Below are 23111 nucleotides of genomic sequence, written 5' to 3'. Positions count from 1 at the left end.
CGCGATCACACTCAGACTCTCGCTCAAGCTTCAGTATCGCCACCGACTGCCAGATCGACCGAGTACGGACGAACACCGTTGAATGCTGGTTCGAATCCGGCCTGCACCTCTTCACGGCGCGGTAGTTCAATGGAAGAACGCGACGGTCTGACGACTGATCCGCACTCTTAAACGCCGCTGGCAAGCGCAATTGGGTGGCATCCCCAGGGGCCCGGGAGCTGGATACGACTCCCGGGCTCCGCCACGTCCAGAACCCGGCAGTGTTACGGAGCGTCGCTCGCCGGAGGGGGCGTCACGGACGGCTCGATGGTCGCCCGGACGTAGATCCGCGTGGTGCCGGGTGTGAACTCGTGGGCGAAGAGGTCGACACAGCGCTGGAGGTACTCGCCCTCCGGGGTCGCGAGGTCGTCCGGGCACAGGCTGGTCTTCCGCAGCCCTTTGACGAACGTCTCCGGTTCGGGCAGTCCGAGGTGATCGAAGGCAGCCGCGGGACGGTAGTCCTTCGGCTCGGGATGAGAGTTGTCGATCATCTTGGTGCCGTCCTCGATGAGCCGGCCGGTATACGTCTCCGCATCGTCGGCCGGGAGGACGAAGGACAGCAGACCGGTGTCGTAGCGCTCCCCGACCTTGTACCCCGCCCGACGGTCCGATGCCGTGGCCGGAATGCGGATGCCCATCCGGTCGCTCATCCAGGCAGGCGTGGCTCCGTCTTCCCAGCAGCAGGTCATCTCCTTGTCCAGCAAGTCCGAGGAGACCTTCTCCGTGACGCAGGAGACCACACCGATGGTGGCAGCGGCGCAGGCGAGAAGCACCGACAGGACGACGACGGCGACAGGCATGCGACGGCGGCGTACGGGCGGCTCGCCGGCAGCGATCTTGCTGAAGCTCTTCATCGGTCCTCTATCGCGCTTCCTGCTGCTCACGGCCCGGATCCGTGCGGTCGCCCTCGCGCCCGGGTACGTCCGGCGCGGGCAGGGGTTCCTGGTTCGGGGCGGATCCGCCCAGATCGTAGTGCTTGACGGAGCTGCTGCCCGCCATGTCGAATTCCTGGGCGATGCCCGTGGTGTGGAGGCGGGCCATCCGACCGTCCGGAATGCTCAGGGCGCTGCCTCCGGGGACGTCGATGGTCACCCCCTTGTCCTCGTCCCAGTTGTAGCGGTCCCACGCGTTGGCCTGGTAGTCGAGGCCTACCTGAGGTTGACCATGCGCATCCGGGACGACGGTGACCACTCCGGTCACGTTCGATCGGGTGGAGCCGACCGCGTAGAACCAGTTCTCGTCGACGTCCTTGCCGAAACTGAAGTCACGGTTACTGGTCTCCACCGGCATTGAGACGGGCTGTCCGCCGTTGCGCCGGAACTCCGCGAGAGCCTGTTCGCGCCATTCGTCCTGATGTTGCTCGATGCGTTCCTCGATGTGCGTTCGGAAGCCGGGCACGTCCGACATCATCTTGTCGACGGGCAGCTCCATGTCCGTCCCGCTGTTCCCCAGGTAATGCGCCATGTGCCGGGCAGCGTCGTTGTCGCCCTTCCAGTCGGCAGCCTCGGCGATCAGATTCATCTTCTCCCGGGTCCTGCGCTCCTCCGCTCCGGGTTCCTCGGCGCCATGACGCCCGGAGCCTCGGGCGGGGGCCGCCTGCTTGACGGAGGGTGCGAGAAGTCCCGCCGCGAGGAGGTCGTCCTTGTGCCCGGTCCACAGTTCCGCACGGGCCTGAGGGCTCAGCGACGACCAGAGCCGCCGCAATTCGGCCCGCTGAGCTGTGTTCGCGTCGTCACCGAGCGAGGCGAGTTTCGTGGCACGGGGCAGCTGATCCTCGTCCAGCGAGGTGTACGTCGCGTGGCCCGCGTTGTGCGGGTCGCCACCGTGGCTTCTCTTCAGGGCCCGGGTGACGGCTGCGTCGATCTCCGCCGCATGGGATACGAGCCCCGTGAGCGTGTCGGCGTACCACTGCATCAGGTCTTTGGTCCGCTGGGAGGTCCCGTCGACGCCACAGAACGCCTCCGTGACCTTCACCGTGCCGTTGGGGCCATCCGTCACCAGCAGCCCCGGATCAGGGCCCGCATCCCGTGTGGGATCGCCCTTACGGGCTTCCGCCGACAGCTCCCTGGCCCGCTTCTGCATGTGTGTCAGTTCTGCGGGGGAATCCCGGAGGACAGCGGCGATGCTCTGGGCCTCCAGGTGGAGGTCCGCGACCTCCTTGGCCGTCTTGCGGACGAAGTCCTTGGTGACAGACGCATTCAGTCCTGCCCGGTCGGCCCCGTCGGACATGAGCAGGAGGCCGCTGTAGGTCTCGGTTGTCAGCTTCTCCAGGCCGGTTGCTGTCGACGCCCAGTCACCGGCCGCCTCGCCCAGCTTGCTCAGGTTCACTTCGATGAGATCCGTGTACGAGAACGTACCCACGTTTGCCTGCCCCCGCTCACTTCACGTACTTCAGGATCTCCGACACCGGTACGGCGGAACCGTCTCTTCGCGTGAGGGCGGCGGCGATCTCCGCCTCGTCGTTGGCGTGTGCCTTCTTCGAGTAGTCCAGGTGGTTGGAGATGTGAGCGCACATCTGGAGGACCGTCTTCACCTGCGAGCTCCAGACCTCAAGGGCGGTGTACAACTCACCGCCCGCGCTGAAGTTCCGGCCCTGCAACTCCGCTGCGGCCCGGGCGGTCGTCCCCGCCCCGGCCTTGTCGATACCGGCCCCCGCGATGTCGGCGCGCTTCTGCAGCTCGCCGTGGATCCGGAAGGCCTCGTTGCCGACCGCGCCCAGGTCGTCCTGATGAACCACGAGATCGGCATCGGTCCCGGACGCGGTGCTGCCGGCCCCGGTCGTGTTGAGCCTCATCTGCGTGGAGTGCCGTTCCTGGGCGTCAGCCTTGAGTGCTGCCCAGTCGTCGTCGAACGTCCTGAGTCCCCCGGCTCCGATCGACGTCAACGTGGCACCCCAACAACGAGGTTGTGGCCCGATCACCCGGATATCGCCGTTGCCCGTTCGGGCATGGGTGCCTATGAGTGGTTCCGGAGGCGTCCGGATCACCCGCAGGTGACGGGTCCGGGGTCAGACCAACTCGCTGACGAACGCACGCCAGGCGTCGTGGCCGAAGGCGAGGACGGGGCCGGCGGGACGCTTGCTGTCGCGTACGGGGACGAGGTGGGGGAGGTTGTGGGCCACCTCGACGCACTCGCCCTGTCCTCCGCTGTAACTACTGCTGCGCCAGGTGATGTTGGCGAGGTCCGGCAGTGCGCGGCGTTCCTGACTCATGGTCTGTACTCCTTGGCGATGCGTCGGATCAGGCTGAGTGAGTCCGTCGGCGGCAACGCTGAGGTGCGGGCGTCATCGAAGAGATCGCGGTAGCGCGAGACTTCGGATTCCCGCTCCATCCAGATGTTGCCAGTTGGAGTCTCAGTCAGTACGAGATCGAGCGCTGACACCCGCGGAAAGCTCAGCAGTAGGTACGGACCGAACATACCCGGATGCGCGCCGCGGGAGAACGGCAGCACCTGGACGGTGACATTGGGCCGTTCGGCGAGACCGGCCAGGTGATTGAGCTGGTCGTGCATGACGGTTCGGCCGCCGACCTGCTGGTGCAGGACGCCTTCTGCGAGGACCGCCCAGAGTTCCAGCGGGTCGTCACCCGTCAGACGCTCCTGTCTGGCCAGCCGCACTTGTACGAACCGGTCGATCTCCTCGGCTGTCTGCCATGCCCGGGAGGCGACCGTTACCGCCCTCCCGTACTCGGGAGTCTGGAGCAGCCCGGGAACCAGCTGAACTTGGAAGGTCCTGATGCTGTCGCAGATCGTTTCCATCTCGATGTAGTCGCGGTAGGTGTCTGCGAGCACCGAACCGTACTGATGCCACCAGCCCTCGCGCCGACGCCTGTTGGCCGTGCGAGCAAGTGACGCCAGGCGCTCGCGTGCGTCCGGGTCGGCAACCTCGTATGCGTGTATCAAGGCGATCAGGTCGGGTGTGCGAACAGGCACGTGACCGTTCTCGATGCGGCTGATCTTGCCCTTGGTGCAGTCGAGGACTTCGGCCGCCTCTGCGGTGGACAACCCGGCCTGCTCGCGGAAGCGGCGAAGTTCGTCGCCGAGTTGGCGCCCGAGAACGGTGGATGGCTTTACGGATGGCATGCACCCTTCCCTACCAGCCGGCGGGGCTCCGCGTCCTCGGAACGCACTAAGGGGTGAATTGAGCGACAGCAATCCATTCAACGTTGCGCCAGTATCAAGTGCCCATGCACTCTGTGATGGCTGATCTACCGAACGTCACCTATGTTCCGGTGTTCGCGACGCCACAACCGCAGACCTTCAAGGAGCGTCATGGCAGAGCCTTCCGGCTTCCACGAAATCAGCTTTCGGCTGGTCCGTACTCGCAGCAGCGTCCCCAGGGCGCGAGCCGTTCTGCGGGCCCGACTCGGTGAGTGCCGAGTGGGGCAAGCGGTGGCCGAGACGGCCGAGTTGGTGCTGTCCGAGCTCGTGACCAACGCGCTGCGGGCCCCCGCGCCCGGTGACCGGATGGTGGGCGTACGCATCGAGTGCCGGGAGCGGGGCGGGCTGCTGCGGCTGGAGGTGAGTGACGCGGGGGAGGGGCGCCCGCTGGTGCGGACGCCCGGTGCGCTGGACACGGCCGGGCGTGGGTTGCTGCTCGTGGAGGCCCTGGCCCACCGCTGGGGTGTGGACGAGCGGCGGGCGGATATCGGGAAGACGGTGTGGGCGGAGCTGTCGGCCCCCGGCATCGTCCCCGCGTCAGGGGAGGCCGAGGTCGCGGCGGTGACCGTCCGGGCCGGCCAGAGCGTGCGGGTCGGAAGGGCCTGGCGAACGGTCCGCAGCATGCGGAGCGAGCGGTACGCCTCAGGAGGGCTCTTCGTCGTCATCGGCCTGGACGAGGGCCCCGCCCTGCGGCTGCAGGCCGGAGAAGCGGTGACGGTACGGACCGGGGGAGCGGGCTACCCGCGCCATGGAGGGGGCGGGACCGGTGAGCGCGTCGTGAGGTGGCTGTGGAAGAGGCTCCGCCCGCGTCGTGTGGAAGCTGCCGGGCCCAGCTTCTCCGGCACGTCGAAGCGGGTGGCCGGCGGCCGACCGTTCGTGATCAGTACGTCCGGTGAGTCGCTACCGGGGTGCCGGCCCGGAGGAGGCCGGTGTACCGCCAGGGCCGTGGCTCGCTTCGCGGGCACATCCGTATCCCGGCCGGCTTCGACGACCCGCGCGCAAGTATCACCGAAGCGTTCGGGATGCGCTGATGACGTATCTGCTCGATACCCGCGTCGTCATGTGGTGGATGGCCGACGCTCCGCACCTGTCCGGCCGGATCAAGGACCTGATCGACACCGAGCCCGCCGTCCACATCAGCGCGGTGTCTCCGTGGGAGATCACGGTCAAGCACTTCCTCGGTGAGTTCGAGGGTCCGGGCGACCTGGCCGAACAGGTGCGTGACCTGCCCCTCACCAGCGTGCCGGTCACGGCCGCCCATGGAGTACGGGCGGGCCGGCTGCCGATGCTGCACACCGATCCCTTCGACCGGATACTCGTCGCGCAGGCGCAGGCCGAGCAGCTGGTCCTGGTCACCCGGAACGCCTGGATCCCCCGGTACGACGTATCGGTCGTGCGGTGCTGACCTGAATCGGTCCGGCAGTGGCGCGGACCCCGGGATCCGCCCCGTTCAGAACCCGGCGGGGCGGTTTCGCCTCCTGGGCGGCCGGGGGTGCCGCCGGCCCGGCCAGGTCGCCCAGCGCAGCCCGTCGGCCTCCTCCGGTGGCAGCAGGCCCATGGCGGTCAAGGCGGCCCGGGCCGCCTGCCGTCCGGCGATCCGGTGACCGTACTCGGACGAGTCGACCTCGTGGAAGGAGCCGTCCGGTGACCAGTCCCGCGGCCGCCACCCCGTCCAGACCCTCCAGCAGCCCCGACCGCAGGGCGGGCACGAACCCGGCGGGCAGGCGCTTCTCCGGGACGACGCCGAGCAGCTCGGACCCGTCGCCGGGGCTCGGTGGTCCGAACCGGGCCACGATGTGCGCGTACGGACCGCAGGACCCGATGTTCATCAGGGCGCGGACACACACCTCGGGTACGGGGGAGGGGAGGCGGCCGGTCGAGGACACCACCGTACGTACACGGGCAGGCCCGCCCACCGCGCGTACGCACGGTGAACGGGCCTGCCCGGACCGGTGGTTCGAGGTCAGTGCGTGGAAGCGGCCGGGGCCTTGGCCGCCGCTGCGGCGGCGTTCTCCTCCGCGAGCCGCTCCATGCCGCTCTGCGTCTTGAGCGGCTTCTCCTTGATGAACAGGACCGCGATCAGGGCCAGGAACGCGAACGGGGCCCCGATCAGGAAGACGTCGGCGGTCGCGACGCCGTACGCCTGCTCGACGACCTCCCGGACCGGTTCGGGAAGAGTGGCCAGGTCGGGCACGCTGTGCCCGGAGCCTCCGCCGTCCGCCGACGTGCCGAGCCCCTTCTCCATCTCGCTCGCCACGCGGTGGCCGAGCACGGCGCCCAGGGCGCTCGTACCGATCGCGCCGCCGAGGCTGCGGAAGAACGACAGGACCGACGTCGCCGCACCGAGCTCCGACGCGGGTACGTCGTTCTGCGCCGCCAGCACCAGGTTCTGCATCAGCATGCCGACACCGACGCCGAGGACCAGCATGTAGACGCTGAGCACCCCGAACGAGGAGTCCGCGCTGATCGTGGACAGCAGGCACATGCCCGCCGTCATGGTGATGCCACCGGCGATCAGGAAGCCCTTCCACTTACCCCGGGAGGAGATGATCTGCCCGGCGATGGTGGTGGAGAGCATCAGGCCGAGGATCATCGGCAGGCTCATCAGGCCCGCGGCGGTCGGCGACTTGCCGAGCGAGGTCTGGAAGTACTGGGAGAGGAAGACCGTGCCGCCGAACATGGCCACGCCGACGAACAGGCTCGCCACCGTCGTCAGGGCCACGGTGCGGTTGCGGAAGATGTCCAGCGGGATCATCGGCTCGTCGACCCTGGCCTCGACCATGACCGCGGCGACCAGCAGGACCACACCGGCGCCGACCAGGGCGGCGGTCTGCCACGACAGCCAGTCGAACTGGTTGCCCGCGAGGGTCACCCACAGCAGCAGCGCGCTGACGCCGCTCATGATGAGGACGGCACCCACGTAGTCGATCTTCACTTCCCTGCGGACCGTGGGCAGCCTCAGCGTCAGCTGGAGCAGCACGATCGCGAGCAGGGCGAACGGCACGCCGATGAAGAAGCACCAGCGCCAGCCCAGCCAGGAGGTGTCCACGAGGACACCGCCGATGAGGGGCCCCGCGACGGTGCCGACGGCGAAGACGGCGCCGAAGATGCCGGAGTAGCGGCCGAGTTCACGCGGCGGGATGATCGCCGCCATCACGACCTGGGCGAGCGCGGTGAGTCCGCCCGCGCCGATGCCCTGCACCACCCGGCTCACGATGAGCACGCCGACGCTGTCGGAGAAGCCCGCGACGAGCGAGCCCACGACGAACATCGCGAGCGAGATCTGGATGAGCAGCTTCTTGTCGTAGAGGTCGGACAGCTTGCCCCAGATCGGGACCGTCGCCGTCATCGCCAGCAGCTCGGAGGTGACGACCCAGGTGTAGGCCGACTGGCTGCCGTTCAGGTCGGAGATGATCCGGGGAAGGGCGTTGGCGACGACGGTGGAGGCCAGGATGGCCACGAACATGCCGGCCATGAGGCCCGACATCGCCTGGAGTATCTGGCGGCGCGTCATGGCCGGTGGGGCCGCTTCGAACGCACCGGGGGGACCGGTTTCGGGTGTGACGGCAGCGGACATCGGCTGACGTTCCTCATTCTCTGGTGAAGGTGAAGAAGCCCCGTCGGGGGCCTCGGATGTACTTCAGTCGCTCAGACCGGCGGCCAGCGACGCGAACGCCTGCCGGTAGATGCTTTGGAACGTGCGGGTGCGTCCGGAGGCCACCCAGAGCTCCACGGCGGCGCGGACGGCGGCGTTCGACACATGGGCGAGCAGCCTGGGGGACAGGTCGGAATCGGGATCCTTGCCGAGGCGTTCGGCCAGGACGGCCACCAGCGCGGCTTCGTCGGCGCACCGGGCGGCCACGAATCCGTTCATCAGTGACGGACTCCTCCGGAGCGCGGCCGTCTGCAGCTCCCAGCGTTCGTGGTCCTGCTCGATGTCGGCGAGCTCCTGGCCGATCGCCTCACGCAGGGCGTTCAGCGCCGAGAGCTCCCGCGGCGCGTTGAGCACCGCCTGACGCGCCCGCTCGGCACTGCCCTGGTCGGGCCGGGTGATCGCGTCTTCCAGGCACGAGAAGTAGTTGAAGAAGGTGCGCACGGATACGCCGACCTCATCGGTGACCGCCTCCACGGTCACGCCCTCCATCCCGTGCTCCGCGCCGAGGCGCAGCGTGACGTCCGCGAGGGCGTCACGTGTGGCGCGCTTCTTGCGTTCACGCAGCCCGACGGGCGCGGCATCGGCAGTCATGAAGATGCATACTATGCAATTTTGCACAGTGCGCAAAACGTTTTGGGCGAGATTCAGCCGTAGGTCCCTTCCGTCACGGTGAGGAGATGATCCCGACGGGCTCAACACGCCCCGACCGGACCGGACATGGGCCGTCGGCGGGCGCGACCGCACCCGTCCGCGGGGACGAGGAGACCGCGGGGTCATGGGAAATGCGGGGGCACATGAAAAAGGCCTCCTGTCCAACGTGATGTTGGTCAGAAGGCCTTTCGGCACTTCCTGCGAAGTGCCCCCGGCAGGATTCGAACCTGCGCACCCGGCTCCGGAGGCCGATGCTCTATCCCCTGAGCTACGGGGGCGTTGTCGCTGCGCTTGGCGGCGACGAGTGAAACCCTACCAGCTCCGACGGGGTGTCCGGGAACGGGTATTTCACGCGTCGGGTCCCCGGACCGGGGCGGTCGGGCGGCCCCGTCGCCCCCACGGTGAACCGGGCGCCGAACCGGTTCCGGCGACCACCGGTCGGCCCTGCGGGGGGCGGAAGTGGGCAAAAGCCGGACGCGGCCCCTCCGGCCGACCTACCCTCGAAGGGTGTCAGGGGCGTACGGCCGCGTGCTTGTTGTCGACGACAACAAGGTCATCCGGCAGCTGATCAGGGTCAATCTCGAGCTGGAGGGCTTCGAGGTCGTGACCGCGGCCGATGGTGCCGAATGCCTGGACCTCGTGCACCAGGTCTGCCCCGACGTCATCACGCTCGACGTGGTGATGCCCCGGCTCGACGGGATCCAGACCGCGATCCGGCTCCGGGCCGACCCGAGGACCCGCGACCTGCCCGTCGCCGTCGTCAGCGCCTGCACGCCGTACGAGGTGAACTCAGGGGTGGCCGCGGGGGTCGACGCGTTCCTCGCGAAACCCTTCGAGCCGAGCGAGCTGGTGCGGATCGTCCACCGGCTGATGCGCGGCAGGGACACGTCGTCGCTCGACGGCAGACACGGCGCCGGGAGGGCCGGAAGCCCGGCCGGGTGACCGATACCACCCTCCGCACGACCCGCACGGATGACCGGATGGCGAAACGGGGTCGCGAAGTGCCCCCCTTCCTCCCATACGCTGGTCCCGTGACCCCCGCAGATCTCTCCCGAACCGTGCTGCACGCTGTGCGCCGCGCGGTCGACGAGGACGCCCTGCGCGCGCCCGTACCCGCGCGCGTCCGGGTGGAGCGGACACGGCCCGGCGGCAGCGGCGACTACGCCTGCGCCGTCGCCCTCCAGCTGGCAGGGCCCGCCGCGCTGCCCGCCCGCGAGGTCGCACGCATCCTGCGGGACCGGGTCGCGGCCACCCCCGGGATCGGGCGGATCGAGATCACCGGGCCCGGATTCCTGAACTTCACGCTCGACGCCACCGCCGACACCGCCGCCCGCGCCGCGCTCGTACGCGACGTACGGGAGCGAGGGCTCCGCTACGGACGCGTCACCACCGAGGCGGGGCGGCTCCACCGGCTCCACCACCGGCCCGAGGTCCGGGCCGCCGTCGTCACCCGCACCGTGGGCCGCCTGCTGCGCACCCAGGGCGGCCAGGTGCTGGCCGGCTGCACCGGGAAGCCCGACCCCGACTGGGAGCGGCTGCGCGTCGTCGTCGGCCCTCGCCACGGGGACGCGGAGAGCCGGGAACTGCGGCCCGTCCCCGCCGGAGCCACCGCCGGCGAGCTGCTCGCCCGGCTCGGGCCCGACGCCGCCCTGTGGGGGCTGCTGAGGCCGGCCGGCCACGACCACGCGCCGCTGGGCGACGACCTCCTCGTACAGGGAGAGCCCAATCCGCTCTTCCTCGTCCGCTACGCCCACGCCCGCGCCCGCGCGCTCACCCGTGGCGCGGAGCGGCTCGATCTCACCGGCGCGTACGAACAGGACGTGGAAGCGCCCGCGCTGTACACCGCGCTCGCCGACCACCCCGGCGTGCTCGCCACGGCGGCACGCCACCACGCGCCCGACCGGCTCGCACGCCACCTCGAAACCGTCGCGCACGCCCTCTTCGACCTCCTCGAAGCCGCGCCGCCGCTCCCCGTCGGCGACGAGAAACCCTCGGCCGCCCACCGATCCCGGCTGGCCCTTGCCGAAGCCGCCGGGACGGTGCTGGCCGGCGGCCTGTACGTGCTCGGCGTCAGCGCGCCCCACCACCTCTGAGACCTGAGAGAACAGAACGATGAGCCGATCCGCACACCCCGCCGGGCCCCGTCACGCCGATGTCTACCCCGAGGGCCACTACAGCGCCCCGGCGACCGACCTGAACGTGCTGGACGAGAAGGTGTGGTCCCGTACCGTCTCCCGCGACGCGGACGGTGCGCTCACCGTCGGCGGGATCGAAGTGGCCCGACTGGCCGAGGAGTTCGGCACCCCGGCGTACTTCCTCGACGAGAGCGACTTCCGGGCGCGCTGCCGCGCCTGGGCCGACGCCTTCGGGCGGGACGCCGACGTGTTCTACGCGGGGAAGGCCTTCCTGTCACGCGCCGTCGTGCGCTGGCTCACGGAAGAAGGGCTGAACCTCGACGTGTGCTCCGGCGGCGAGCTCACGACCGCGCTGGACGCCGGGATGCCCGCCGAACGCATCGCCTTCCACGGCAACAACAAGACCGTCGCCGAGATCGAGCGGGCCGTCGACGCGGGCGTCGGACGGATCGTGCTCGACTCCTTCCAGGAGATCGTCCGGGTCTCGCACATCGCCCAGCAGCGCGGCGTGCGCCAGCGCGTACAGATCCGTGTCACCGTGGGCGTCGAGGCACACACCCACGAGTTCATCGCGACCGCGCACGAGGACCAGAAGTTCGGCATCGCACTGGCCGACGGACAGGCCGCCGAGGCGGTCCGCAGGGCACTCACCCTGGACGGTCTCGAACTCATCGGCATCCACTCGCACATCGGTTCGCAGATCTTCGACATGGCCGGCTTCGAGGTCTCCGCCCGGCGCGTCGTCCAGCTCCTCGCCGAGATCCGCGACGAGCACGGCATCGAGCTCCCCGAGATCGACCTCGGCGGCGGCCTCGGCATCGCCTACACCTCCGAAGACGACCCCCGCGAGCCGCACGAGATCGCCAAGGCGCTCGGCGACATCGTGACCCGGGAGTGCGAGTCGGCCGGCCTGCGCACCCCGCGCATCTCCGTCGAGCCCGGCCGGGCGATCGTCGGCCCCACCGCGTTCACGCTGTACGAGGTCGGCACCATCAAGCCCCTGGAGGGCCTGCGCACGTACGTCAGCGTCGACGGCGGCATGTCGGACAACATCCGCACCGCCCTGTACGACGCCGAGTACAGCGTCGCCCTCGTCTCCCGCAGCTCCGACGCCGAGCCCATGCTCGTCCGCGTCGTCGGCAAGCACTGCGAGAGCGGGGACATCGTGGTCAAGGACGCGTTCCTGCCGTCCGACCTCGCCCCCGGCGACCTCATCGCCGTGCCCGCCACCGGCGCGTACTGCCGCTCCATGGCGAGCAACTACAACCACGCCCTGCGCCCGCCCGTCGTCGCTGTGCGTGACGGACAGGCCAGGGTGATCGTCCGGCGCGAGACGGAGGAGGATCTCCTGCGTCTCGATGTCGGTTAATGAAATAGGGGTCTCAGGATCCGGACGGGTGGCAGAAACTCCCGTCCGGTGAGTGAGACTGGTCCACACATCAGCAGTATGAGAAACGAGGTCGGATGATGCGTACGCGTCCGCTGAAGGTGGCGCTACTGGGCTGTGGAGTGGTCGGCTCAGAGGTGGCGCGCATCATGACGACGCACGCCGACGACCTCGCCGCGCGCATCGGTGCGCCGGTAGAGCTCGCGGGCGTCGCCGTCCGCCGGCCCTCCAAGGTGCGGGAGGGAATCGACCCCGCACTGATCACCACCGACGCGACCGCCCTGGTCAAACGGGGTGACATCGACGTCGTCGTCGAGGTGATCGGGGGGATCGAGCCCGCCCGCACCCTCATCACCACCGCCTTCGAGCACGGCGCCAGCGTCGTCTCGGCCAACAAGGCGCTGCTCGCCGAGGACGGCTCCGCCCTCCACGCCGCCGCCGAGAAGTACGGCCGCGACCTCTACTACGAGGCGGCCGTGGCCGGTGCCATCCCGCTCGTACGCCCGCTGCGCGAGTCCCTCGCCGGCGACAAGGTCAACCGGGTGCTCGGCATCGTCAACGGCACGACCAACTTCATCCTCGACAAGATGGACTCCAGCGGAGCCGGCTACTCCGAGGCGCTCGACGAGGCCACCGCCCTCGGATACGCCGAGGCCGACCCGACCGCCGACGTCGAGGGCTTCGACGCCGCCGCGAAGGCCGCCATCCTCGCCGGGATCGCCTTCCACACCCGGGTGAGGATCGGCGAGGTGCACCGCGAGGGCATCACCGAGGTCACCGCGGCCGACATCGCCTCCGCTCGCCGCATGGGCTGCACCGTCAAGCTCCTCGCGATCTGCGAGCGCGCCGCCGACGGCAGGTCCGTCACCGCCCGCGTGCACCCCGCGATGATCCCGCTCAGCCACCCGCTGGCCTCCGTCCGCGAGGCGTACAACGCGGTGTTCGTCGAGGCCGAGGCCGCCGGGCAGCTGATGTTCTACGGCCCCGGCGCCGGCGGCGCCCCGACCGCGTCCGCCGTCCTCGGCGACCTGGTCGCCGTCTGCCGCAACAAGATCGGCGAGACCACCGGCCCCGGTGAGTCCGCGTACACGCGTCTGCCGGTCAGCCCCATGGGCGAGGTCGTCACGCGGTACCACATCAGTCTCGACGTGGCCGACAAGCCTGGCGTGCTCGCCCAGGTCGCGACGGTCTTCGCCGAACAGGGCGTATCCATCGATACGGTCCGCCAGCAGAGCCGACATTCGAGCAGCGTCGACGAAGTCGCCATCGAGCAGGGTGGCGGCGGGCGACGGATGGGCGGAGACGGCGAGGCATCCCTCGTCGTCGTCACCCACCGCGCGCCCGACGCCGCCCTCTCCGGGACCGTCGAAGCGCTGCGCAAGCTGGACACCGTGCGCGGTGTCGCCAGCATCATGCGTGTTGAAGGGGAGTAAGGACCCATGACCAGCAACGGCACCCACCAGTGGCGCGGCATCATCGAGGAGTACCGGGACCGTCTTCCGGTCACGAGCACCACGCCCGTCGTCACGCTCCGTGAAGGTGGCACGCCGCTCGTTCCGGCGCAGGTTCTCTCCGAGCGCACGGGCTGCGAGGTGCACCTCAAGGTCGAGGGCGCCAACCCCACCGGTTCGTTCAAGGACCGCGGCATGACGATGGCGATCACCCGGGCCAAGGAGGAGGGCGCGCAGGCCGTCATCTGCGCCTCCACCGGCAACACCTCCGCCTCCGCCGCCGCGTACGCGGTGCGGGCCGGCATGGTCTGCGCCGTCCTCGTACCGCAGGGCAAGATCGCGCTCGGCAAGATGGGGCAGGCCCTCGTCCACGGCGCGAAGATCCTCCAGGTCGACGGCAACTTCGACGACTGCCTGACCCTGGCCCGCAGCCTCTCGGACAACTACCCGGTGGCACTGGTCAATTCGGTCAACCCGGTCCGGATCGAGGGCCAGAAGACCGCCGCGTTCGAGATCGTCGACGCGCTCGGCGACGCCCCCGACATCCACGTCCTGCCGGTCGGCAACGCGGGCAACATCACGGCCTACTGGAAGGGCTACAAGGAGTACGCGGGCGACGGCCTGTCCACGCACACCCCGCGCATGTGGGGCTTCCAGGCCTCCGGCTCCGCGCCCATCGTGCGCGGCGAGATCGTCAAGGACCCGGCGACCATCGCCACCGCGATCCGGATCGGCAACCCGGCGTCCTGGCAGTTCGCGCTGGACGCCCGGGACGAATCGGGCGGCTTCATCGACGAGGTGACGGACCGCCAGATCCTGTCCGCGTATCGCCTGTTGGCCTCCCAGGAGGGTGTCTTCGTCGAGCCCGCCTCGGCCGCCTCCGTGGCCGGCCTGCTCAAGGCCGCCGAAGAGGGCAAGGTCGACCGAGGCCAGAGGATCGTCTGCACCGTCACGGGCAACGGCCTCAAGGACCCCGACTGGGCCGTCGCGGGTGCGCCGCAGCCGGTCACGGTCCCCGTCGACGCCGTCACCGCCGCGGAGAAGCTGGGCCTCGTCTGACATGCGCGCAGTGCTGCCGCCCGGCCCCGCCGGGCGGCAGAACGGTCCGACCACCCCTCGCGGGGGCGCAGAGCGCATGGGAGGGATGCGACACGCATCGTGCGCCTCCTGTGCGCCCTATGTCGCCACAGAACCTTCCTTCGATAAGCTGTGACCAACCCGCCCCGCCGCACAGGCCGCGGAGCAGTCGCCGTAGTGACTGCCGGGTACCCCGCCCCCGGCACAACGGCACCCCCACGCACGTCGAACCACCTCGCACAACATCCCCGCCGCCGTACAGGAAGAGTCGTCCAACCGATGGCCGGTCCCGCGTTCCGAGCCGCCGCCGTCCGGGTGCGCGTCCCCGCAACCAGCGCCAATCTGGGCCCGGGTTTCGATGCCCTCGGCCTCTCACTGGGGCTCTACGACGACATCGTCGTCCGCGTCGCCGACTCCGGTCTGCACATCGACATCGCGGGTGAGGGCGCCGAAACGCTCCCCCGCGACGAGAACCACCTGCTCGTACGCTCCCTGCGCACGGCCTTCGACCTGCTCGGCGGACAGCCGCGCGGCCTGGAGATCGTCTGCGCCAACCGGATCCCGCACGGCCGCGGCCTCGGTTCCTCCTCCGCGGCCATCTGCGCCGGCATCGTCGCCGCCCGCGCCGTGACGACAGGGGGTGAGGCCCGTCTCGACGACGCCGCGCTGCTGGAGCTGGCCACCGAGATCGAAGGACACCCCGACAACGTCGCGGCCTGTCTCCTGGGCGGTTTCACGCTCGCCTGGATGGACGGCGGAGCCGCTCGCGCGATCAGGATGGACGCGGCCGATTCCGTTGTTCCGGTGGTCTTCGTCCCGGCCACACCGGTGCTCACCGAGACCGCCCGCGGCCTGCTGCCGCGCACCGTCCCGCACGTGGACGCCGCCGCCAACGCCGGTCGTGCGGCCCTCCTCGTCGAGGCCCTGACCAGGCGTCCCGAACTGCTGCTCGCGGCCACCGAGGACCGGATCCACCAGGAATACCGGGGGCCCGCGATGCCGCGGAGCGTGGAGCTGGTCAACCGGCTGCGCGCCGACGGCGTCCCCGCCGTCATCTCCGGCGCGGGGCCCACCGTGCTCGCGTTGACGGAGGAGGGATCGGCCGACAAGGTCGCCCGGCTGGCGGGTGAGGGATGGGCCGCGAACCGGCTCGCCCTCGACGCCGCGGGTGCGAGCGTGCTGCCGCTCGCCGCGTAGCCGCACGTGATTGCCGGTGCTCGAGAGGGGGAATGTTTGTTGGAGCCGGTAGTGTTAACCTCAAGTCAGCAATCGACGTCTTTGTGGCGCGTTGCTTCGTGTCCCCATCCGGGACCACCACTCTTCCGGGAGCCTCCCCGACTGCCTGAGCAGCCTGCCTGAGCTTTCGAGCACGCTCCGGAACCGGCACGACACCCTCTTGCTCGTCCAGGAGTGGGCCGAGCAGGGGGATCTCGCGCCGGAACCCCGCACATTCGTCTCTCCGCCGTACCCGGCGGACCACCGCCCCGGCAAGGTCCGCGATCGACACGATCAACAGACCGCAGTCGGACAGCACAACCGGTCGCCGAGCCAGAAGGCCGACGTCCGCTCCAGGGAAGGACCCTTCGTGAGCGACACCACCGATCTGATGGGCGTGACTGCCGACAAGAGCGTCGACAGCTCCGCGTCCGCCGAAGGTGCTGCCACTGGCACCACCGCACGGCGCCGCCGCTCCGGCACCGGCCTCGAGGGCATGGTCCTGGCCGAGCTGCAGCAGGTCGCGTCCGGCCTCGGCATCAGGGGGACTGCGCGGATGCGCAAGAGCCAGCTGATCGAGGTCATCAAGGAGGCGCAGGCCGGAGGATCCTCCGCGCCCAAGGCCTCCTCCAAGGCCGCCGCGGCCCCCGCCGCCACGGACGCCGAGAGCAAGCCCAAGCGGCGTGCCACGTCCAAGACGCGCACCGGGGACGAGTCCGCCGCCGAGCCCGCCGAGAAGGCCGCGGCCCAGCAGCAGATCGACATTCCCGGCCAGCCGGCCAGTGACGAGCAGCCGCCGGCCGAGCGCCGCCGTCGCCGTGCGACCGCGCAGGCGGGCAGCCCCGACACCAAGGCCGAGACGAAGTCCGAGCCGCAGGCCGAGGCCCGTCAGGACCGTGCCGAAGAGCGCGGCGACAGGAGCGAGGCCAAGGGCGACGCGAAGGCGGAGTCCGCCGCCGACACGGCCGAGGGCCGTCGCGGTGACCGCCAGGACCGTCAGCGCGGCGACCGTGGTGACCGCCAGGACCGCGGTGACCGACGTGACCGCCAGCGTGACCGGCGCAGCAAGGGCGACGACCAGGGCCAGCAGAGCGGCGGACGCCGTCAGGGCCAGCAGGGCGGCGGCCAGGGTCAGGGCCAGGGTCAGAGCCAGGGCCAGGGTCAGCAGGGCGGCGGTCAGAGCCAGGGCCAGCAGGGCGGTGGCCAGCACGACGACGGTTACGACGACGAGGGCGGCCGTCGCGGCCGTCGGGGCCGTTACCGCGACCGCCGTGGCCGTCGTGGCCGCGACGAGTTCGCGACCGACGTCCAGGTGGCCGACGACGACGTCCTGATCCCCGTCGCGGGCATCCTCGACATCCTCGACAACTACGCGTTCATCCGGACCTCCGGCTATCTGCCGGGACCGAACGACGTGTACGTCTCGCTCGCCCAGGTCCGCAAGAACGGCCTGCGCAAGGGCGACCACGTCACGGGTGCGGTGCGTCAGCCCAAGGACGGCGAGCGCCGCGAGAAGTTCAACGCGCTGGTCCGCCTCGACACCGTCAACGGCATGGCGCCGGAGACCGGCCGCGGGCGTCCCGAGTTCCAGAAGCTGACCCCGCTGTACCCGCAGGACAGGCTCCGTCTGGAGACCGACTCCAACATCCTGACCACCCGGATCATCGACCTGGTCGCCCCGATCGGCAAGGGCCAGCGAGGCCTGATCGTGGCCCCGCCGAAGACCGGTAAGACCATGATCCTCCAGGCCATCGCCAACGCGATCACGGTCAACAGCCCCGAGTGCCACCTGATGGTCGTCCTGGTCGACGAGCGTCCGGAAGAGGTCACCGACATGCAGCGGTCGGTGAAGGGCGAGGTCATCTCCTCGACCTTCGACCGTCCCGCCGAGGACCACACCACGGTCGCCGAGCTCGCCATCGAGCGCGCGAAGCGCCTCGTGGAGCTCGGCCACGACGTGGTGGTCCTGCTGGACTCGATCACCCGTCTGGGCCGTGCGTACAACCTCGCGGCGCCCGCCTCCGGCCGCATCCTGTCCGGTGGTGTCGACTCGACCGCGCTGTACCCGCCGAAGCGCTTCTTCGGTGCCGCGCGCAACATCGAGGACGGCGGCTCGCTGACCATCCTGGCCACCGCGCTCGTCGAGACCGGCTCGCGCATGGACGAGGTGATCTTCGAGGAGTTCAAGGGCACCGGCAACATGGAGCTCAAGCTCGACCGGAAGCTCTCGGACAAGCGCATCTTCCCGGCGGTGGACGTCGACGCGTCCAGCACCCGTAAGGAAGAGATCCTCCTCGGCACCGATGAATTGGCCGTCACCTGGAAGCTGCGCCGAGTTCTTCACGCACTCGACCAGCAGCAGGCCATCGAGCTGCTGCTGGACCGCATGAAGAAGACGCAGTCGAATGCGGAATTCCTGCTTCAGATCCAGAAGACGACTCCCGGCAGCGGCAATGGGAATGACTGACTGAACGCCTGAACCGGGACAGTTCAACCGTCCCTCGAATCCGCCCCGTTACTTCGGTGACGGGGCGGATTTCTGCATGTACCATTCAACTTGCCGTCACTCTCCCCCCACATACGGCTCCAGATTCCAAATGGTTTTGAACAACGGGAGACATGCGTGCGCATAACGCGTCATGCCGGATCGGTACGAAAGCTTCGCAGACTCATAGCCACCGGCGCAGCGACGCTGGCGCTGCTCGGCGGCGGCCTGGTGGCCGGTGCCCAGGCCCAGGCGGCCGACGGCGGAGAAAGGCTCCTGCCGCCCAAGGGCGCCGACGTGGTCAGCCCGCAGAAGGCCTCCCCGCGCATCATCGGCGGTACGAGCACCGCCTTCAGCAGCGCGCCCTGGATGGTCCAGCTCCTCTTCGAGTTCGACAACGACGGGTACTACTACTTCACCTGTGGCGGCACGCTCGTCGCGCCCAACAAGGTGATGACCGCCGCGCATTGCGTGACCGACGACAACGGCAACGCACTGGACATGGTCGGTCAGGGCATGGTGCTCGCCGGTACGGCCAAGCTCGCCGGTGGCCCGAATGACGAAGGCACCGCGGTCGGCATCACCCGCTCCTATTTCGCGGGTACGTACGACGCGGACGCCATCGACAACGACATCGCACTTCTGACGCTCTCCAAGCCGCTGTCCTACACGCCGGCCCAGCCCGCCTCGTACGGCGACAACGCGCGCTACACCGCGGGCACCGTCGCCACCACCTATGGCTGGGGCATGACCGGGTCCGACTGGGACACCGCGACGCTGTCCGACACGCTGATGCGGATCAACCAGCCGCTGCGTTCGGACGCGGAGTGCTCGGAGGCCATCGACACGGCCATCGACCTCCCGGGCGCCTACAAGGCGGGCCACATGATCTGCGCGGGCGAGGGTGGTACGAGCGACGACAGCACCGGCCTGGCCACGTGCCCCGGTGACTCGGGCAGCCCGATGTTCGTCTCCGGCCGCGTCATCGGCATCACCTCCTGGGGTGTGGGCAGCGACCTGGAAGCCTGCAACATCCAGGGCACGTACGACGTCTACACCAAGGTGGCGACGTACTACCGCTCGATCCAGCCCCGGATCGACGACACCAGCTTCAGCCGTGACCACCGTGCGGACCTGTTCGCCCGGACCACTGGCGCCACCGGCTACACGTTCAACTCCGGTGGCGAGAAGCTGGCCGCGCGCAAGGTCTTCGCCGGTTCGTACAGCGCGTACAACCTCATCGTGCAGACGGACCTCAACCGGGACGGTTACGAGGACCTGATAGCCCGCCAGTCCTCCAACGGCGATGTGTACTGGCTGCACCGTTCCGCGAGCAGCGCGACGTACGTGAAGACGAAGATGTTCAGCGGCTGGAAGACCGTGCGGGCGATCGTCGCCCCCGGTGACGTCAACAACGACGGCAAGGGCGACATCCTGGCCGTCACCTCGACCGGCGACCTGATGGTGTACCCGAGCTACGGCAACGGGAAGTTCAACACCGCGGTCAAGGCGGCCACCGGATACCAGGTCTACAACCAGGTCCGCGGCCACGGCGACTTCACCTACGACGGCAAGAACGACCTGCTCCTCCGTCGCGGCGGCACCAACGACCTGTACCTCGCCAAGGGCACCGGCAAGTCCACCGCCCCGTTCGAGACCCCGGTCAAGGTCCGGAGCAACTGGTCCACGTACAACCTGCTGGTCACGCCGGGCGACGTCAACGGCGATGCCAAGTCCGACCTTGTGGCGCGTTCCACCGCGGGCGACCTGTACCTCCTCAAGGGCACGGGCCAGGGCACGTCCGAGATCTTCGCCACACAGGTGAAGCTCGGAACCGGCTGGAACAGCTACCACACCGTCGGCTGAATCCCCAGGTGAGCGCCGGGTGACCGGACAACCGCCCACCTCAGCTGTGGCCCCCGTCCCCGGACGGGGGCCACAGCGCGTCGTGCGACGCTTCTCGCTGCTCCGGCGTCCCGACGAGTGACGCCGGACGGGGCCGGCACGCCACGGCGGGGGGCAGCGGCGAGGAACGTACGAGGGAGACGCATGAGCGGGCAGAGCAGGAGCACCGGCCGAATACGTGGCACCGGAAGCCGCCGCAGGAAGCCCTCCACAGGCCGCCGGGTGAAGACCGCGGCCCTGTGGACCGCCGCGGCGGTGGTCGTCGCCGGAGGATCCGGGCTCGGCTACGCCTACTTCACGCTCAACGGCAACCTCAAGGCCGTCGACATCGACGCCGCCCTGGGCACGGAACGCCCCGACGACGCCGACAACGGCTCGCAGGACATCCTGGTGCTCGGCTCGGACTCCCGCTCCGGCGCAAACTCCGCCTACGGCGTCGACGAGGGCGCCGCCCGCTCGGACACCGCGATGATCGTGCACGTCGACAAGGGCCACACCTCCGCGAGTGTGGTCTCCGTCCCCCGCGACACCCTCGTCGCCCGCCCCGCCTGCACGAGCGACACGACCGGTGAACAGGTCGGCGCGCAGCGCCGGGCGATGTTCAACACGGCGTACGAGGTCGGCGGGCCCGCCTGCGCGGTGAAGACCGTCGAGGCGATGTCCGGGATCCGCATGGACCACTACGTCGAGGTCGACTTCACCGGGTTCACGAAGGTCGTCGACGAGCTCGGCGGCGTCGGGATCACCACCGGGCAGACGATCGACGACTCCAGGAGCCGTCTGCACCTGGAGCCGGGCACCCACACCCTGGACGGCGAGCAGGCGCTCGGCCTCGTCCGCACGCGCGAGAGCGTCGGCGACGGCAGCGACCTGGGACGCATCCAGCTCCAGCAGGCGTTCGTGAAGGCGCTGATGGACCAGGCGAAGAGCGTGGGGGTGTTCTCGAACCCGAAGACGCTCTTCGGCCTGGCGGACACCGCCACCAAGGCCGTCACCACCGACTCCGAACTGGCCTCGGTCAAGAAGCTCACCGGCTTCGCGAACGGGCTCAGGAGCCTCGGCTCGTCGGACGTCGACATGGTCACGCTGCCGGTGGAGTACGACCCGGCCGACCCCAACCGGGTGCTGCCCCAGGAAGAAGCCGGCCGGCAGGTCTGGGCCGCGCTCAAGAAGGACGCGCCGATCCCGGCGTCCGCCACCGAGAAGTCGGCCGGCGACAAGGGCGAGGCGGGCGAGGTCGTGCGCTGACCGGGGCGAGGCGCCCGAGGCCGCGCGCCGACGGCACCATCCGTCACCGCCCGGTCGCGGAACGCACCCCGGACGCTTCGGGAATACACCTGGCCGGCCTCTCGTTTTGGGAGATACGGCCGGTCCTGGCAGACTGGTACGTCGGCCCCGGTTCACGGACGCGCAATCCGCGCGTACGACCCGGAGCCCTCCCGAAACTAGGAGACACCTTGAAGCGCGAGATTCACCCCCAGTACGTCGAGACGCAGGTCAGCTGCACCTGCGGTGCGTCGTTCACCACCCGGAGCACCCTTGAGGGCGGCGCGATCCGCGCCGACGTCTGCTCCGAGTGCCACCCGTTCTACACGGGCAAGCAGAAGATCCTCGACACCGGTGGCCGTGTGGCCCGCTTCGAGGCCCGCTTCGGCAAGGCCGCCGGCTCCGCCGCCAAGTAGCGAGCCACTGCGCCGGTTCCCGGCGCCCTCTCTCGGGGGCGCCGGGGCCGGCGTTTTTTCCGGCTGTGCGGCCGGGTGCCCTCCGGGCACGGACCGGCAGCACGTCGTCCAGCAGGCCCGCAGACGTATGACGCACGGAACACAGGAGCCCGAAGATGTTCGAGGCGGTCGAGGAACTGATCGGCGAACACGCCGATCTCGAGAAGAAGCTCGCCGACCCGTCGGTCCACGCCGACCAGGCCAACGCGCGCAAGCTCAACAAGCGCTACGCGGAGCTGACCCCGATCGTCTCCACGTACCGGTCCTGGAAGCGCACCGGTGACGACATCGGCACCGCCCGCGAATTCGCCGCGGACGACCCGGACTTCGCCGCCGAGGTCAAGGTCCTGGAGAAGCAGCGCGACGAGATCACCGAGAAGCTCCGGCTCCTCCTGGTCCCGCGTGACCCCAGTGACGACAAGGACGTGCTCCTGGAGATCAAGGCGGGCGCGGGCGGCGACGAGTCCGCCCTGTTCGCCGGTGACCTGCTGCGTATGTACCTGCGCTACGCCGAGCGCGTCGGCTGGAAGACCGAGATCATCGACTCCACCGAGTCCGAGCTCGGCGGCTACAAGGACGTCCAGGTCGCCGTGAAGACCAAGGGCGGCAACGGCGCCACCGAGCCCGGCCAGGGCGTCTGGGCGCGGATGAAGTACGAGGGCGGCGTGCACCGCGTGCAGCGCGTGCCCTCCACCGAGTCCCAGGGCCGGATCCACACCTCCGCCGCCGGTGTGCTCGTCACACCCGAGGCGGAGGAGGTCGACGTCGAGATCCACGCCAACGACCTGCGCATCGACGTGTACCGCTCCTCCGGCCCCGGCGGCCAGTCCGTCAACACCACCGACTCCGCGGTCCGCATCACGCACCTGCCGACCGGTGTCGTCGCCTCCTGCCAGAACGAGAAGAGCCAGCTCCAGAACAAGGAGCAGGCCATGCGCATCCTGCGGTCCCGGCTGCTGGCCGCCGCCCAGGAGGCCGCCGAGCAGGAAGCCTCCGACGTCCGCCGCAGCCAGGTCCGTACCGTCGACCGCTCCGAGAAGATCCGTACGTACAACTTCTCGGAAAACCGGATCTCGGACCACCGCGTCGGCTTCAAGGCGTACAACTTGGACCAGGTGCTCGACGGCGACCTCGACGCCGTCATCCAGGCCTGCGTGGACGCCGACTCCGCCGCCAAGCTCGCCGCCGCGTAACCCGCGTAAGATCCGCCCCGCCCCGCTCGTGAACCCGTA

Annotated in this window: 19 protein-coding genes, 1 tRNA gene and 1 pseudogene; 13 read left to right on the top strand and 8 right to left on the bottom strand. The window is 69.6% G+C overall.

What is annotated here, in order from left to right:
• Positions 1-263: 263 nt before the first annotated feature.
• From ACFWVP_RS25340 to ACFWVP_RS25320, 5 genes are all read right to left on the bottom strand, one after another.
• Positions 264-893 (bottom strand): hypothetical protein, encoded by a 630-nt coding sequence (locus tag ACFWVP_RS25340; protein ID WP_384499958.1) that lies wholly within the window; start codon positions 891-893, stop codon positions 264-266.
• Positions 894-900: 7 nt separating this feature from the next.
• Entirely contained in the window at positions 901-2400 is a 1500-nt protein-coding gene (locus ACFWVP_RS25335; protein WP_384499956.1) for a hypothetical protein, read from the bottom strand.
• Between the two features lie 16 nt (positions 2401-2416).
• Positions 2417-2833 carry a hypothetical protein gene (locus ACFWVP_RS25330; RefSeq protein WP_384500022.1) on the bottom strand — a complete coding sequence of 139 codons (417 nt, stop codon included), beginning with the start codon at positions 2831-2833 and terminating at the stop codon, positions 2417-2419.
• Positions 2834-3046: 213 nt separating this feature from the next.
• Positions 3047-3250 (bottom strand): DUF397 domain-containing protein, encoded by a 204-nt coding sequence (locus ACFWVP_RS25325; protein ID WP_384499954.1) that lies wholly within the window; start codon positions 3248-3250, stop codon positions 3047-3049.
• Entirely contained in the window at positions 3247-4119 is an 873-nt protein-coding gene (locus tag ACFWVP_RS25320; protein ID WP_384499953.1) for a helix-turn-helix domain-containing protein, read from the bottom strand. The genes ACFWVP_RS25325 and ACFWVP_RS25320 overlap by 4 nt, the downstream gene beginning before the upstream one ends.
• Before the next feature lie 141 nt (positions 4120-4260).
• Here ACFWVP_RS25320 and ACFWVP_RS25315 point away from each other — a divergent pair.
• Together ACFWVP_RS25315 and ACFWVP_RS25310 are read left to right on the top strand one after the other, a co-directional pair.
• Positions 4261-4701 (top strand): annotated as a pseudogene (locus ACFWVP_RS25315) (ATP-binding protein); the annotation flags it as partial.
• 526 nt (positions 4702-5227) lie between these two features.
• Positions 5228-5602, top strand: a complete 375-nt coding sequence (locus tag ACFWVP_RS25310; protein WP_384499951.1) for a type II toxin-antitoxin system VapC family toxin — start codon at positions 5228-5230, stop codon at positions 5600-5602.
• A 558-nt stretch (positions 5603-6160) separates the two neighbouring features.
• Here ACFWVP_RS25310 and ACFWVP_RS25305 read toward each other — a convergent pair.
• From ACFWVP_RS25305 to ACFWVP_RS25295, 3 genes are all read right to left on the bottom strand, one after another.
• Positions 6161-7774, bottom strand: a complete 1614-nt coding sequence (locus ACFWVP_RS25305; RefSeq protein WP_384499949.1) for an MDR family MFS transporter — start codon at positions 7772-7774, stop codon at positions 6161-6163.
• 63 nt (positions 7775-7837) lie between these two features.
• A complete protein-coding gene (locus tag ACFWVP_RS25300; protein WP_384499947.1) occupies positions 7838-8443 on the bottom strand; it encodes a TetR/AcrR family transcriptional regulator in 606 nt (201 codons plus the stop codon).
• A 266-nt stretch (positions 8444-8709) separates the two neighbouring features.
• Positions 8710-8781 (bottom strand) — tRNA-Arg (locus ACFWVP_RS25295).
• Between the two features lie 229 nt (positions 8782-9010).
• On the opposite strand from ACFWVP_RS25295, the gene ACFWVP_RS25290 reads away from it, so the two are divergent.
• The 11 genes from ACFWVP_RS25290 (at position 9011) to prfA (ending at position 23072) form a co-directional block, all read left to right on the top strand.
• Positions 9011-9445, top strand: coding sequence for a response regulator (locus ACFWVP_RS25290; RefSeq protein WP_384499946.1), 435 nt, complete (start codon positions 9011-9013; stop codon positions 9443-9445).
• 89 nt (positions 9446-9534) lie between these two features.
• The gene (gene nrtL, locus ACFWVP_RS25285) at positions 9535-10596 is read left to right on the top strand and encodes an ArgS-related anticodon-binding protein NrtL (RefSeq protein WP_384499944.1); all 1062 of its coding nucleotides are present in this window, start codon (positions 9535-9537) and stop codon (positions 10594-10596) included.
• A 19-nt stretch (positions 10597-10615) separates the two neighbouring features.
• The gene (gene lysA / locus ACFWVP_RS25280) at positions 10616-12007 is read left to right on the top strand and encodes a diaminopimelate decarboxylase (protein ID WP_384499942.1); all 1392 of its coding nucleotides are present in this window, start codon (positions 10616-10618) and stop codon (positions 12005-12007) included.
• Between the two features lie 95 nt (positions 12008-12102).
• Complete coding sequence (locus tag ACFWVP_RS25275; RefSeq protein ID WP_384499941.1) at positions 12103-13458, top strand: homoserine dehydrogenase; 1356 nt, start codon at positions 12103-12105, stop codon at positions 13456-13458.
• A gap of 6 nt (positions 13459-13464) precedes the next feature.
• Complete coding sequence (thrC, locus tag ACFWVP_RS25270) at positions 13465-14535, top strand: threonine synthase (RefSeq protein ID WP_384499940.1); 1071 nt, start codon at positions 13465-13467, stop codon at positions 14533-14535.
• A 297-nt stretch (positions 14536-14832) separates the two neighbouring features.
• The gene (thrB, locus tag ACFWVP_RS25265) at positions 14833-15750 is read left to right on the top strand and encodes a homoserine kinase (RefSeq protein WP_384499938.1); all 918 of its coding nucleotides are present in this window, start codon (positions 14833-14835) and stop codon (positions 15748-15750) included.
• Between the two features lie 388 nt (positions 15751-16138).
• The gene (gene rho / locus ACFWVP_RS25260; RefSeq protein ID WP_384499937.1) at positions 16139-18235 is read left to right on the top strand and encodes a transcription termination factor Rho; all 2097 of its coding nucleotides are present in this window, start codon (positions 16139-16141) and stop codon (positions 18233-18235) included.
• Between the two features lie 156 nt (positions 18236-18391).
• Positions 18392-20119, top strand: a complete 1728-nt coding sequence (locus tag ACFWVP_RS25255; protein WP_384499936.1) for a trypsin-like serine protease — start codon at positions 18392-18394, stop codon at positions 20117-20119.
• Positions 20120-20302: 183 nt separating this feature from the next.
• The gene (locus ACFWVP_RS25250; RefSeq protein ID WP_384499934.1) at positions 20303-21406 is read left to right on the top strand and encodes an LCP family protein; all 1104 of its coding nucleotides are present in this window, start codon (positions 20303-20305) and stop codon (positions 21404-21406) included.
• A gap of 209 nt (positions 21407-21615) precedes the next feature.
• Positions 21616-21840: a 50S ribosomal protein L31 gene (rpmE, locus tag ACFWVP_RS25245; protein ID WP_069170687.1), complete on the top strand. Its 225-nt coding sequence runs from the start codon at positions 21616-21618 to the stop codon at positions 21838-21840.
• A 155-nt stretch (positions 21841-21995) separates the two neighbouring features.
• A complete protein-coding gene (prfA, locus tag ACFWVP_RS25240; RefSeq protein WP_384499932.1) occupies positions 21996-23072 on the top strand; it encodes a peptide chain release factor 1 in 1077 nt (358 codons plus the stop codon).
• Positions 23073-23111 lie beyond the last annotated feature (39 nt).

It is taken from the genome of Streptomyces sp. NPDC058637 (genome assembly GCF_042717325.1).
Lineage (GTDB): Bacteria > Actinomycetota > Actinomycetes > Streptomycetales > Streptomycetaceae > Streptomyces.
Note: the sequence above shows the minus strand (reverse complement) of the source record. Positions and strands in the feature narration are given on the sequence as shown.

What these genes read in the sequence shown, in the direction of transcription:
- ACFWVP_RS25340 (WP_384499958.1), bottom strand. Translation starts at nt 893, where the DNA reads ATGAAGAGCTTCAGCAAGATCGCTGCCGGCGAGCCGCCCGTACGCCGC.
- ACFWVP_RS25330 (WP_384500022.1), bottom strand. Translation starts at nt 2,833, where the DNA reads ATGAGGCTCAACACGACCGGGGCCGGCAGCACCGCGTCCGGGACCGAT.
- ACFWVP_RS25325 (WP_384499954.1), bottom strand. Translation starts at nt 3,250, where the DNA reads ATGAGTCAGGAACGCCGCGCACTGCCGGACCTCGCCAACATCACCTGG.
- ACFWVP_RS25320 (WP_384499953.1), bottom strand. Translation starts at nt 4,119, where the DNA reads ATGCCATCCGTAAAGCCATCCACCGTTCTCGGGCGCCAACTCGGCGAC.
- ACFWVP_RS25310 (WP_384499951.1), top strand. Translation starts at nt 5,228, where the DNA reads ATGACGTATCTGCTCGATACCCGCGTCGTCATGTGGTGGATGGCCGAC.
- ACFWVP_RS25305 (WP_384499949.1), bottom strand. Translation starts at nt 7,774, where the DNA reads ATGTCCGCTGCCGTCACACCCGAAACCGGTCCCCCCGGTGCGTTCGAA.
- ACFWVP_RS25300 (WP_384499947.1), bottom strand. Translation starts at nt 8,443, where the DNA reads ATGACTGCCGATGCCGCGCCCGTCGGGCTGCGTGAACGCAAGAAGCGC.
- lysA (WP_384499942.1), top strand. Translation starts at nt 10,616, where the DNA reads ATGAGCCGATCCGCACACCCCGCCGGGCCCCGTCACGCCGATGTCTAC.
- ACFWVP_RS25275 (WP_384499941.1), top strand. Translation starts at nt 12,103, where the DNA reads ATGATGCGTACGCGTCCGCTGAAGGTGGCGCTACTGGGCTGTGGAGTG.
- thrC (WP_384499940.1), top strand. Translation starts at nt 13,465, where the DNA reads ATGACCAGCAACGGCACCCACCAGTGGCGCGGCATCATCGAGGAGTAC.
- thrB (WP_384499938.1), top strand. Translation starts at nt 14,833, where the DNA reads ATGGCCGGTCCCGCGTTCCGAGCCGCCGCCGTCCGGGTGCGCGTCCCC.
- ACFWVP_RS25250 (WP_384499934.1), top strand. Translation starts at nt 20,303, where the DNA reads ATGAGCGGGCAGAGCAGGAGCACCGGCCGAATACGTGGCACCGGAAGC.
- prfA (WP_384499932.1), top strand. Translation starts at nt 21,996, where the DNA reads ATGTTCGAGGCGGTCGAGGAACTGATCGGCGAACACGCCGATCTCGAG.